The organism is Vibrio sp. 1F169, from assembly GCF_041439605.1.
Lineage (GTDB): Bacteria > Pseudomonadota > Gammaproteobacteria > Enterobacterales > Vibrionaceae > Vibrio > Vibrio tasmaniensis_A.
On record NZ_JBGOOI010000091.1, the window covers coordinates 1 to 14,150 of the forward strand.

General features: G+C 44.1%; 6 protein-coding genes and 3 pseudogenes. All 9 read left to right on the top strand.

All coding sequences use genetic code 11. The features are described from left to right. Nucleotides 1–956 (top strand): annotated as a pseudogene (locus ACED53_RS21045) (transposase); the annotation flags it as partial. Between the two features lie 417 nt (nt 957–1,373). Next, nucleotides 1,374–5,633: a CHASE domain-containing protein gene (locus tag ACED53_RS21050; RefSeq protein ID WP_231904336.1), complete on the top strand. Its 4,260-nt coding sequence runs from the start codon at nt 1,374–1,376 to the stop codon at nt 5,631–5,633. A gap of 9 nt (nt 5,634–5,642) precedes the next feature. Next, nucleotides 5,643–6,830 carry an EAL domain-containing protein gene (locus ACED53_RS21055; RefSeq protein WP_017097882.1) on the top strand — a complete coding sequence of 396 codons (1,188 nt, stop codon included), beginning with the start codon at nt 5,643–5,645 and terminating at the stop codon, nt 6,828–6,830. Between the two features lie 148 nt (nt 6,831–6,978). Continuing rightward, nucleotides 6,979–8,214 (top strand): ABC transporter substrate-binding protein, encoded by a 1,236-nt coding sequence (locus ACED53_RS21060; protein ID WP_017100852.1) that lies wholly within the window; start codon nt 6,979–6,981, stop codon nt 8,212–8,214. Then, nucleotides 8,214–10,244 (top strand): ATP-binding protein, encoded by a 2,031-nt coding sequence (locus ACED53_RS21065; RefSeq protein ID WP_017100853.1) that lies wholly within the window; start codon nt 8,214–8,216, stop codon nt 10,242–10,244. Before ACED53_RS21060 ends, ACED53_RS21065 begins: the two co-directional genes overlap by 1 nt. 534 nt (nt 10,245–10,778) lie before the next feature. Continuing rightward, nucleotides 10,779–11,003 (top strand): annotated as a pseudogene (locus ACED53_RS21070) (transposase); the annotation flags it as partial. Between the two features lie 220 nt (nt 11,004–11,223). Further along, nucleotides 11,224–12,756 (top strand): IS21 family transposase, encoded by a 1,533-nt coding sequence (gene istA, locus ACED53_RS21075; RefSeq protein ID WP_017101221.1) that lies wholly within the window; start codon nt 11,224–11,226, stop codon nt 12,754–12,756. Between the two features lie 11 nt (nt 12,757–12,767). Continuing rightward, a complete protein-coding gene (gene istB, locus ACED53_RS21080) occupies nt 12,768–13,508 on the top strand; it encodes an IS21-like element ISVch3 family helper ATPase IstB (RefSeq protein ID WP_011988345.1) in 741 nt (246 codons plus the stop codon). Between the two features lie 79 nt (nt 13,509–13,587). Then, nucleotides 13,588–14,150, top strand: a pseudogene (locus ACED53_RS21085) (transposase); the annotation flags it as partial.

Here is a 14,150-nt window from a genome sequence, read left to right on the forward strand (position 1 = left end):
GCCAGCTTGCCATGAAGTTCAAATTGACTTGAGAACGTATCGTCGCTGGTATCAGTAAGGTGAAGTCCAAGCTGACAAAAGGCCATATGCATCAGACCAGAGCCTGCTAACAAGCTGTCACAGGAAGAGCGTGAGGTGTGTAACCGCTCTGAGTTCGCAAGCTTGCTTCCAACTCAAATCGTCCTGACACTGCTTGAGAGAGGTGAGTATATCGCCTCTGAGTCGATCTACTATTGAGTGCTGAGTACGCAGGGGCAACTTCACAAACGAGGTCGTCAGCGGAGCAGACAGAAGCAAACGAAGCCAACCAGTTACACAGCGACGGACTCGAACCAATTTTATGCATTGGATATCAATCACTTACCTTCAAGGGTTCGAGGCCAACACTATTACCTGTATGTCATTGAGGATATCTACAGTCGAAAAATTGTTGGTTATGAAGTGTATGAGCATGAATGCGGTGAGCTGGCGTCACAACTTCTGCAACGAACGTTGATGCGAGAGCAATGCTTCAATCAAGCACTGGTTCTTCACTCAGATAATGGTGCACCGATGAAGTCGCTGACGTTTAAAGCAAAAATGGAAGAGTTAGGTATTACCTCATCGTATAGCCGGCCAAGAGTCAGTGATGATAACCCGTATGTCGAGTCATTGTTCCGTACAGGAAAGTACATGCCAAGCTGGCCAGCAAAGGGCTTTGAAACAATCGATAGTAGTCGAAGTTGGGTTGAAGCCTTCGTACGCTGGTACAACACCGAGCATAAGCAGAGTAAGCTAAATTACGTCACGTCACGCCTTCAGAGCGTCACAATGGAAAAGATAAAGATATCTTGAAGCGTCGTGTAGAGGTATTGCTAGCAGCAAAACAGCGAAAGCTTGAGCGGTGGTCTGGTGATATCAGGAACTGTGCGCCTGTTGGTGACATTCACCTAAATCCAGAAAGAGAAGCTGCTTAATAAGCAAGAAAATGATGACAACTACCTTGAAAAACACCGGAATCCCAAGGCTATAATTTTGTAGATTATCAATATGGAATTTCGTTTACACCCGATTTCAGATAATAAGTGCGACAATCCCCTTTAAATTGAAGATTAGACAAAATTCAATCCTAGAAACTCACTCTAACTTTTACCAATCAATCAAGCTCATCTAAGCGGATAGAGCCCTTTCCTTATGTTTGGTGTTGTACTACAACTAGTGGATATACATTTATATTAATTAGGTTCTAGTTTGTTCGTCCTTTTACTGGTTTCGTAAGAATTCGTGTCGTCAATCGTTGATTTGGAGTATGTATGACTGGGAAGCCTCGGGCCATAAAGCTATCTTTAAGTATATTAATATTGTCACTCAGTGCAACAATAGCGTGTTGGTCTATGGCACGAAATTATGTTGAACGCAATGCTGAAAGCCGTTTTACTAATTATACCCAAGACGTTAAAGCGTTGATTCAAAATCGCATGTTGAATTATCAACAGGCCCTCTCAGGGGGCGTTGCTCTATTTGCTGCTTCTGAACAGGTCAATCGTGAGGAGTGGGCGAATTATATCGATAAGTTAAATCTTGGCTTGCATTATCCTGGTATACAGGGGATTGGTGTTTCAATTCCTATTTCGGCGCGAGATAAAGAGGCGCATGTGCAGCAAGTTCGGGCGGAAGGTTTTCCTCAGTATGAGATTAAACCTAAGGGGGCGCGAGATGAATACACGGCCATTATCTATTTGGAGCCTTTTGATGCTCGCAACCGGCAGGCATTTGGCTTTGACATGTATTCTGAAGCCGTTCGGCGTCAGGCTATGTCTACGGCAAGAGATACAGGAAGAGCTGCTTTATCCGGTAGGGTTGAGTTAGTTCAGGAGATTACTGAGGATAAACAAGCTGGTTTTTTGCTTTATTTACCTATCTACAAAACGCTTTATTCCCCTGATACAGTTGAAGAGCGAAGGGAGGCCTTTGTTGGTTATGTTTACAGCCCATTCCGCGCAAGAGATCTCATGCAAGGTATCCTTCAATCTAACGTCTCAACGGTAAGCTTTCGGTTATATGATGGCGCAGAAGACACCCCTAATAGTTTGCTGTATGACGGGAATAGCGCCTTAAGTATTGTGGACGAGCAATTCATATCGACATTTCGACGCTCGGAGGTGATTAATGTTGCAGGTCGAGATTGGACGATCATCTATACTTCTACCCCCGTGTTTGAAGCCGGTCTCGATTTTTCGCTGCCTCGTATTGTTGCTGGAACTGGGGGGCTCTTAAGTATTCTGTTTTTTTTCCTTTTTCGGATGTTGATTGTTTCACATCAAACAACTGAAAAGCTGCATCATGAGGCCTCGGCGAGGAGAGAAGCCGAAGGATCCCTTAAGAGCCTAAACCAGGAGTTAGAAAATCGTGTTAATGAACGCACTCAAGAACTAAAGCGACAAGAAGAGCTCAATCGAATGCTTTTAGAGAGTTTGAGTGAAGGGGTGGTGGCTTGTGGCGCGGACGGAAATTTAACTTTATTTAACCGTACAGCAAGAGAGTGGCATGGATCTGACCCATTACAGATTCCCCCCGAACTCTGGAGTAATTATTACAATTTATATGAAGGTGACGGGCGAACACCGATGGCGAAAGAAAACATACCGTTGCTTAGAGCATTTAATGGTGAGCATATTCAAAATGATCTACTTTGCATAATCGCTAATGGTCAAAGTCCCCGCTTCGTCTTGGCCAGTGGAGCTCCGATTTGTGATCTCGATGGTAAGCGCCTAGGTGCTGTGGTTGCTATGCACGACGTAACTGAAAATAGGCGTCATGAACGTCGTTTCATTGATATTTTTGAGTTTGCACCTGATGCCATACTGATAATAGAGAGGGGGGGTTGTATTACTCAGGCCAACAGCCATTCTGAGGTTGTTTTTAATTGGGGGAAAGATGTACTTAAAGGCCAATTAATAGATCGATTTTTACCTGGTATTTATTCAAATATCAATAGCTCTTTCTTCGAGAATGAAGAATTGGGTGAAGGAGCTCGTGTTGAGCAACTCTCTACCATGGCTAGACGTAAAGGGGGGATTGATTTTCCGGTTGACATTAGTTTAAGCCCTGTTGAGTCGGAAAAGGGCTTGCAGGTGGCCGTCGCTATTCGGGATATTACCCAGCGTGTTCAGTCAGAGAGGAAAAATAAAGAAGCGATGGCTATGCTGAATGCCATTGAAGATGGGGCATTTATCTTTGATCCAGAAACGCTTCGCCACAGCTATGTTAATGAAGGTGCCGTTTGTCAACTTGGTTATTCCAGAGAAGAGTTGTTGGATCTTACTGCCGTTGATTTCAAAGTTGAGTTCGATGAAAACCGTTACCGGAAGTTGCTTGAACCCTTGTTAAATGGCGAACAGCAGGTTGTCCATATTTCTACTGTTCATAAACATAAAGATGGTCATCTCATTCCAGTCGAAGTCAATCTTCAGTACATTTTTCTACCTGGAGGGAAAAGGCGTTGTATTTCAATGGTTAGGGACGTAACCGAACGTCATCAGGCTTTACGACAACTTGAGGAGGCAACCAAGCAGCAAAAAGCGGCCAATTTTGTCATAGAGCAGGAGCGTAAAAAACTTGCCCAACGGGTGTCTGAACGCACAGCGTCATTACGGTCAACAAATGAAAAGCTAGAGCAAGCTCGAATTGAGGCGGAACAAGCAAGCCATGCTAAATCGGCTTTCTTGGCGGCAATGAGCCACGAAATACGGACGCCAATGAACGGGGTTATTGGTATGTTAGAGGTTTTGTCACACAGTCAGCTGGAGTGCCATCAAGTTGATGAAGTTAAAACTATTCATGACTCTGCGTTTGCCCTTCTGAGGCTCATCGATGATATTTTAGATTTCTCAAAAATTGAAGCTGGTAAGCTAGATCTTGAAAAATTTCCGGTATCTGTCGAAGAACTTATAGAAGGGGTATGCTCCTCGCTTGTCTCCGTTTCTGAGAAGCAAGAGGTTGACTTGCAATTATTTATTGCCCCGATTTTTCCAAGTTATATTTTGTCTGATCCAATCCGGTTGCGGCAAATTTTCTATAATTTAATTGGTAATGCAATTAAGTTTAGTGGTGGTCGTAAGGAAAAACGAGGAGACGTCTCAGTCCGCGTGAACATTGTTGATAATAAAATGGTTGTCAATATCGAGGATAACGGCATTGGAATATCGTCGGATGCCTTAGCTATGTTATTTACTTCTTTCTCTCAAGCGGAGTCATCCACAACGCGTCGTTTTGGGGGGTCTGGGTTAGGATTGGCGATCTCGAAGCGCTTAGTGGACTTAATGGGCGGAGATATTAAAGTAAACAGTCAGTTAGGAGAAGGCTCTACGTTCACAGTTAGCTTACCTTTGGCAATTTATCAGAAAGAGATCATACCACCTTTATCGTTACTCTCAGAGACAAAGTGTATCCTAGTTGAGAACTCAGTATTTGATACTGACGCTCTACGAGTTTACCTCGAGCATTCGGGTGCTAATGTTCAAGTTGTTAGCACCCATTCCGAAGCGTTACGTATTGCTGAGTTGCTTGAAGAGGTTGTCGTTATAATTATTGGTCCGCAAAAACATGTCCCGGAACTTACCATCGCTTTTCTGAAAACATTGAAAAGTTCACGAATTGAAAGTGGGTATATTAGGCACTTGTTGATGACTCGAGATCAGCCTCGGCCCCTGAAATTTGAATCCCCTGAATTTGTTGCTCTAAATTGTAACCTATTGCGGCGAAAAGAGTTTTTACAGTCTGTTTCAGTGGCTGCCGGAATTGTTTCGCCTGAAATAATACTTGATCAAGTGGGGGAAGAGTCTCTGCCGTTAACTGCGGCACCGAGTGTGGCACAAGCCCGTGCAGAAGGACGGTTAATCTTGGTTGCAGAGGATGATAGCATCAACCGAAAAGTCATCCTTAAACAGTTGAGTCTACTAGGTTATGCGGCAGAGGTTGCTGAGAACGGATTGGTGGCTTATCAACTTTGGCAAGAGGGAAGTTATGCGTTGCTATTAACGGATTTACATATGCCGGAAATGGATGGTTATGCATTAACGGAAGCGATACGACAGGATAACTTGGAGAGGGCACAAAAACCTATCCTAGCTTTGACAGCCAACGCTTTGAGAGGTGAAAAGAGTCGAGCCAAGGCGGTAGGAATGAATGATTACCTTACAAAACCTGTCCAGCTTCATTTACTTAAAGAGGCTCTTGAAACATGGTTGCCCAACCAGAATGGAGTGCCTGAACTTGGATTACTTGAAGAGGAACAGCCTAGGGACTCTGAAATATTGACTGTCAGTAAGCTCGCTGAGCTTGTCGGAAATGAGCCAGCTGTTATGTGTGATTTTTTGACTGATTTTTTGAGTTTAATGACAAGACAGCAGGAACAGTTAAGAGCCGCTTCTTCCGCTAAGGATATTAGAGAAGTGAGCAGTATCGCTCATAAGCTCAAATCTTCATCTCGTTCAGTGGGCGCGATGAGATTAGGTGACTTGTGTGCCGAGCTTGAAAATGCTTGTACTATAGGTGATGTCGCAGTGGTGGAGTTGACCATGACTCTGTTAGATAAGTGTTTTGCAGAGACGGAAGAGGAAGTGATCTGCTACCTTGATAAAAAAATTATATAGGAGAAGTGTATGGCGATAATGTTGATTGACGATGAGCCGTTTTTAATGAAGTTGCTTGCTCATCAATTAAAGGATTTTGTGAATGAAAAGGTTGTTGTTCATCAATATGAACATGCTGTTGATGCTCTTCAAAAATTAGAAATGCATCCTGAAGAGGTAGAACTAATTTTTTGTGATCTGCAGATGCCAAAGATGGACGGAGTAGAGTTTGTCCGTCACTTGGGGCGTATAGGCTACCAGGGAGGTGTTATTTTGATGAGTGGTGAAGAACAAGCCATTCTAGACAGTGCTAAAAAGCTGGCAACCACTTATCAACTTAATATTTTTGGTTGTCTCCATAAGCCTTTTAGTCCCACTCAGTTAAAAGAAATTATTGAGCATCAGGCCGCTCATCTAGAGACGGAATGTTTTGATGACCTGAAAGAGTATTCTGAAGCTGATCTGCGTCGAGCTATTCAACAAGGTGAGCTAATCAATTACTACCAACCACAGGTCAGGCTTCGAGATGGTGAAATTGTCGGTGTAGAAGCTTTGGTACGTTGGCAACACCCTAAAGATGGCCTAGTGTTACCTGATAAATTTATCCCACTTGTTGAAGAGTATGGACTGATAGATGACTTGACGATGGTTGTCTTAGCTAATGCTCTGGAACAGAGCAAACGTTGGCAATCTGTGGGCGCAAAGCTTTGTATGTCAATCAATATTTCAATGGAAAGTCTGACGTCCTTGGAGTTTCCAGATAAGATTCAAAACATTGCACATGAGGCTAGAGTCCCATTGTCAAACTTAGTCTTGGAAGTAACGGAAAGCCGGCTGATGAATGATCGGCAGTTAGCGTTGGACATCCTGACACGACTGCGACTTAAAGGTGTTGCTTTATCTATTGATGACTTTGGGACGGGGTATTCCTCGTTGGCCCAGTTACGAGATATTCCATTCAGTGAGCTTAAGATCGACCGAAGTTTTGTGCATGGGGCCCATAAAAATAAGTCTTTACGCGTGATTTTTGAAGCCAGTTTCAAGATGGCCCAGCAATTAGGAATGCAGACCGTGGCTGAGGGAGTGGAAGATCTTGAGGATTGGGTGTATTTACGTAAGATAGGGTGTGATGTCGCACAGGGTTACTTTATTGCCAAGCCAATGTCTGAAAATCATTTATCTCGATGGTTAGATGAATGGGAAGGCGTCGAGAGCTAACCCTCAATTCAAGAGTAAATGGTGTCAATATTGAATCACTTATGCACCTCTGCCGTACTTTTCCTCCTAAATCATTTGCAAGTCTAAATATCTAGTCTAGAATTCAAATCATAAATAAAACAATAACTTATATTAAGGGGGCTACGGAATGAAAAAATGGCTTAAATCTACAGTCATCGGCTTATTTGTGGTTGGCTCTACGCCAGCTATAACAGCCCCTTCTGTTCTCAAAGTATATCTAGACTCGGATCGAACCGTGCATCTAGCCTCAGCGGAGGCAATAGAAATGGGTGTAAAAACGGCTTTTTCTCAGCATGGTAATCAACTTTTTGGCATTCCAGTAGAGTTCGAAGTACTTGACCATCGTGGGAATACGGCGCGAAGCAAGCTCAATATGCAGCGCTACCAGAAAGACCCTAATGGAATTGTTTTCTTCGCCGGGTTGCATTCTTCCCCCCTGATAAAATATCGCGATTATATCAATGAAAGTGAACTGTTGATTTTGGTGCCATGGGCTGCAGGCGGTCCTATAACTCGCTACCCGTCTGAGAAGAATTTCGTATTTCGCCTCTCTGTTGACGACACAAAAGTTGGGGGGAAACTGGTCTCAACAGCAATCAATAATGGTTGCCAATCTGTTGACTTATTATTAGAAAAAACGCCTTGGGGTAAGTCTAATTACAAAACGATTTTCCAATCAGTAGCCGACCACAGCACACACTTAAAAGCTCGGGTTACTTGGTTTAATTGGGGAATTGACGAGGCTCTGGCTCGTGTGATAGCCGCCGAGCTTAATCGAACCGGCGTTGAATGTGTCCTGTTTGTAGGGAATTCACGAGAAGGCCCCTTATTAGTCAAAGCTCTCTCTGATCTTGAACAACCACCAAAAATTTTCAGTCATTGGGGGATCACCGGAGGTGGTTTCTCTCAGCGAGTTTCATTTGATGCTCGCCAGAGAACTGCCTTAAGCTTTGTTCAATCTTGTTTTAATTTTTATAGCTCTCCGGAGAACGATCTATCGAAGGAGGTATACCGCCAAGCTACGGCGCTATTCCCTGATAAGTTTACAAATGATTTTATTGACGCCCCAGCTGGCTTTGTGCATGGCTATGATCTGGCTAAAGTATTTATTCAAGCCGCACAAAGTATCACCCTCACCGATGATATGGTGAATAATCGACAGCTACTTAAGCTGGCGTTGGAGCAGATGGACACACCGGTTCAAGGTTTGCTAAAGACGTATGAACAACCATTTAGCGTTTATGACGTGGCACATCCTGATGCTCATGAGGCGCTAGGAGCCGATGATTTGTGCATGGCGAGGTACACTCAAGTGGGAGCCATCAAGCTGTTAGATTCAGCTAAGATTAATAAGGCAGATTAATGATCTATAAAACTCGACCAAAACTCAGTGGTATTCAGCTTTACGGTGTATTTTTGTTTATCTCGATGGTTGTGTTCGCTCTTATCACTTATGGACTTTTAGAGCAGCAAGCTCAGCAATCAATAAGAAACCTGGAGAAAATCAATACCTCAATTAAACTAAGTACGGCAGAGAGTTATATTAGCCAATCCCTGAATAATACCGAAAATTTAGCGATGAAAATTGCCTCACATCAAGTGGTGATTTCTACCGCTTTAGGGGGGGGGGCTACACCACAAGAGATTAGTGATAGACTAGCAATCGTGAAACCAGTGACGGGTAAGCACTATATTGTGATCTTGGATATTCTTGGTGACCCAATTTATCAAGAGTTAACCTTACCGGATGAACTGTTCGCTCAACTGCACACTAAGATTGAACAAGGAGATCTATCGAGTGTGTTTAGGGTATTTACCTTTCAAGATGATAGTAATAACTTAATGGTTGCTCTTCCAATACTGTACAACGGTTTTCTAGAAGGTTTACTTGTGTATGTGAAGCCATTTGATATTGACGCCTTTTTATCACCGTTGAGGTTCTCCGAACAATATCAAGTAAGTTTAATTCAAAGCGATAATAGTTGGGGTATGCCTCCCCCAATTGATTGGACGCAACATACAACATACCTCCCTAGATACGACTTGGATTTAGTTTACAGTATTAACCCTGCTATCTATCAAAACAATCGTAACCAATTTATCCGTTCACTCATCGTTGCGTTATCGATAGCTGGTGCGTTGACATATATATTGGTCTATTTTACAGGTAAAAAGCTCCTCATATCTCCTTATCAGTCACTAGAAAAGTCTGAGCGCCGATTAAAAAAAGTAGCCATTGAAGCCCAAACCGCAAGTGTCGCTAAATCACAATTTATAGCCTCTATTAGTCATGAGTTGAGAACCCCTATGAACGGGGTTTTGGGGGCAGCTCAACTGCTGACACAGTGTAAAAATAAAGATGAGCGTCATGAGCTTGAACAAACCTTGCTCTCTTCCGGGCACCATATGATCTCAATTCTCAACGATATACTAGATTTTTCTAAAATTGAGGTTGGTAAGCTGACGCTTAATCTTTCTGAATTTAAACTGGCTGACCTACACAATAAAATTGAAAATAGTTATCGACCCTTATGCTTAGATAAAGGTATAACGTTTGAAGGAACGGCCTATTCTGAAACATCAATACACCTAGTTGCCGATGAGACCCGGTTAGCACAGATAGCTCTTAATCTTCTCAATAATGCGTGGAAGTTTACTCAAAAAGGGGAGATCCATTTTTCTACCCGGCTCACGCAAATGAATAACAACGATTATCTAGAAATTAAGGTGTCTGATACGGGAATTGGTATCCCCGCAGAGAAACAAGCAACGATATTTGACCCATTCACTCAGGGCGATGGGAAAACTACGCGTAAATTTGGCGGGACTGGACTTGGCTTAACTATTATTTCCAAGCTCGTAGATACTATGCATGGCACGCTTAACTTGGAAAGTAAAGTAGGTGTAGGGACACGCTTTATCATTTGCGTGCCTGTCAAAGTTGTATCACAGCCTAGAGAGCAAATAAATGAACCAATGAAGTTATTTAATGGCGAAGGGCTGAAAGCTTTGATTGTTGAAGACAATCGTGTAAATAGCATCATCCTATCTAAATTCCTAAAGAAAAGAGGTTTTAAGTGTGATATTGCCCTTGACGGACAAAAAGGTTTTGAGCAAGCGAGCAGAACCTTTTATGACGTAATCATGATGGATAACCATATGCCTATTATGGATGGTACTGAGGCTACGAAACGTATTAAGGCTTTATCTTCACCCTATAGTGATAGCATCGTCATCGCTTGTACCGCTGATGCCTTCGAGGAAAACCTAACTAAAATGCGTGAGGTTGGCTGCGCAGAAATCATCACAAAACCAGTCAATGAGGGGGTGTTAGATTCGGTCTTTAATCAATATCTGTCAAACCAAGCTGTAGAAAAGGCCAACAGTCCATAAATTAATCTGCATGACTAGCTTTGGGCACAGAGAGAAATGTTAGGTATAAAAAGCATAGTTTTCATATTCAGTTTGGTTGTGTAACAGTAATCTTATGCTCCGGGCGTTTTTGCGGGGAGGTCACTATTGCCCAGCTCTTTCTAAAATTCCTCGACACCATTATCTCAGTTTTTTCCCAAAAAGATTGACAATCGCTGTTCTAACGCCATGAGCTTATAGTGTACATACTTGTCGCCGAGTTTGGTTATCCGGTTTAACTTAGGCTTTTACTCGTGAAACATTATTTCGGAACCAAGCAAATAAACCGCAGTTTTTATTAAATAGAGAACCTTTTGCTTTTGGAAGCGAGTGTCATTGTAGCGGTTTGGCAGCTAATTCCTTAATTCTTCATGACTCGTTGAATATTGGCAGCGCTAAACACATACGCTTGAGCGGGTAGCTTGCTATGAGTAAGTATATAACCAATGTGGTTCAATGGAACTAAATCAAGAACCTACGATCTGGTCAGCTACATCCACTCTCTCTCGCAGCCCTATTCCTAAACCTCTTTACAAAACAACCAACTGGAAGCAATACAACCAATCACTCATTAACCGTGGTTCTCTGACCTTTTGGTTTGATGAAGAGGCGATAAGCGGTTGGGCGCAAAGCAAACAGAATAAGCGCGGGAGACCACGTCGGTTCAGTGATTTGGCTATCACGACAGCACTCATGGTGAAACGCGTGTTTTCTATGCCACTGAGAGCGCTTGCATATTTCGGAGCATTCCGATCAGTCATTTCGGGATTATCCGATCACCCATTTCGGTTTAAACCGATCACTGATTCCGCGATTATCCGATCACTTTTAGCCTAACTCCGAAATCGGTGATCGGAATAGCGAAAACCGCGATCGGAATGCCCGAAATCCTTCCTTTTTCTCTTTTAAATCAATAGCTCGCTATTCTTTACTTCTTAAACAAGAACGTAAGGAAGCGACAATGGCCAAAAAGAGAACTCCAATGAACAAAATCAAAGAGGTATTACGCCTTAAGTACGACTGCGGTCTCTCCAATCGTGGTATCGCTTCTTGCCTGAAACTCGGCCCGTCCACCATATCGGAACTCCTTACTCGCTTTAAACAAAGCCAACTTGGCTGGCCTCTACCCGAAAGTTGCAGCGATGCTGATCTCACGCAAGCGCTGTATCACGGCAAGAAAGCCAGTCGCGATAAAGTCATGCCAGACTTCACTCAATACGCAGTCGAACTCAGACGTAAAGGCATGACAAAGATGTTGTTGTGGCAGGAATACCATGAGCAATATCAAGAACAAGCTTACGCTTACACTCAGTTCTGCGAGCACTTCACTCGTTGGTTCAAAACTCAAAAGCGCAGCATGCGCCAGCTCCATGTGGCAGGTGACAAGCTGTTTATCGATTACTGTGGGCCTCGGCTTCAAGTGGTCAACCCTGATACAGGTGAAGTGCGCGAAGCAGAAGTGTTCGTGGCGACCTTAGGTGCGTCCAATTACACCTATGTTGAAGCCTTCCCGAGTCAAGGTAAGTCTTACTGGTTAGAGGCGCATGCCAATGCGTTCGAGCACTTCGGTGGTGTACCACAGCTCTTGGTTCCCGATAATCTACGTAGCGCGGTCACCAAAGCCAATCGTTATGAGCCGAGACTTAACGACAGTTATCAAAAACTGGCGAATCACTATCAAACCGCAGTGATGCCAGCTCGCCCTTACAAACCGAAAGACAAAGCCAAGGCAGAGAATGCCGTGCTCCTAGTGGAACGCTGGATCATGATGCGACTACGACATCAAACCTTCCATACCTTCAAAGAGCTGAACCTTGCCATCCGTGAGCTTATGAATGACTTAAACGAACGTGAGATGAAACAGTATGGTGCGAGCCGCAAAGCGCTGTTCGACAAACTCGATAAGCCAGCGTTAAAGCCGCTACCTAAGCAGCGATACCTCTATACCGAAACCAAGCGAGCCAAGGTTGGGCCTGATTATCACATAGAATATCGCCGCCACTACTACTCGGTGCCACATCAACTTGTTGGTCACCATGTCGAACTGGAAGCCTCCAACCGTCTGGTGCAGATCTACCATCAAGGTAACTTGGTAGCCCAGCATCCACGCAGCCAAAGAGAGCGCGGAAACAGCACCCAACCAGAGCACATGCCGAGTAATCATCAACATCAGAAGTGGTCGCCTGGACGCCTGCTCAACTGGGGAGCCAATATCGGCCCAGCCACACGAGAAGTCATCAATAAGATGCTCTACTCCAAGCCTCATCCAGAGCAGTCGTATCGCTCCTGCCTTGGGCTGCTCAATCTGAGTAAAGCGCATGGCGAGTCGCGCTTAGAGCAAGCCTGTAAAGATGCGCTGATGCTGACAAAACCGAACTACACCTTCATCAACAATCTGCTGAAGAACAATCGTGAAGGACAACTGAGCAAAGACAACACGAGCACGCCGAACCTTGTTCATAGCAATGTCCGTGGCCCGAACTGTTATCACTAGGAGAAATACAAATGAACGCACTGAACGACCAACTCAAAACCCTCCGCTTGAGCCATGCAGTGAAAGCGTTAGAGCAGCAACAAGAACAACTGAGCACCTACGCAGAGCTGGACTTCGAGGAAAGGCTAAGCCTACTTCTGGAAAGTGAAATCTTGAATCGCAATCAGACAAAAATCCAACGCTTAAAACGGCAAGCCAAACTGAGAGTGGATGCTCAGCCGAGCCAACTCATCTACAAGGAGGGACGAAATCTCAATCGTAAACAGATGAGCGAACTTCTAACGGGCAGTTATCTACATAAGCACCAGAATATCTTGATCACAGGCCCAACAGGTGCTGGCAAAACGTATCTTGGCTGCGCACTGGCAACCAGTGCCTGCGACCAACAACACACGGTCAGATACTACCGATTAACTCGCCTGCTTGATGACCTGACCGCAGGTCGTCTGGACGGTAGCTATCAAAAGCAACTTCAATCGTTGGCTAAGAAAGCTCTACTAATCCTCGACGACTGGGGGATGGAAAAGCTAACCCAAGAGCATGCAGGTCACTTATTAGAAGTGCTTGAAGATCGTTACCAAAACAGCAGCACGATCGTCATCAGTCAGTTACCTGTAAAGGAGTGGTACAACATGATCGGTAACGCCACTGTCGCAGACGCTCTAATGGATCGGCTGGTACACAATAGTCATCGAATAGAACTAGGAGGTGAGTCGATGAGAAAACTGGCGCAATCCGATCACTTAGAGTAAAAATAGGAAGAGAGAAAAACGGCAGGATCAAGTGATCGGAATAAACCGAAACGAGCGATCGCAATCACCGAAATACGCAGCGCTACAAGGATTTGTCGACTCGCTATTTAGATTTCCATGTTCCATTAAGTTGTCCACATTACACCTGCATCAGCGTAGAGCTAAGCAAGTTGGGGTCTCATTTAAGGAGCAATACAGCACCTAGCCACTGATGTTACTGGCCTTAAGGTTTATGGCGAAAGCACATATTGCAGTCGATACAAGCACTCATGAAATTATTGCAGCCGAGCTAAGTTTATCGACGGTTACAGATGGAGAAGTCCTCCCTAACTTACTGAAACAAACACGCCGAAGCCTCCTTGAGGTGTCTGGTGATGGCGCTCACGACACGAGAGCGTGGCACGCAGCTATTAAGATTAAGCGAGTCAGAAGGAACAACCTTCTGGGAGCGTGGTCACCCCCAAAATCTCGCCGTGGGTTGCCAGAAGTTATACGGCTCACATAAGTATTGGAAAGAGCGGTATGGATACCACAGACGTTCACTGTCAGAAACAGCGATGTATCGAGTTAAACAGTTGCTAGGAGGGCGATTGAGCTTAAGAAATTACAATGCGCAGGTGGGTGAAACTTACGCGATGATAA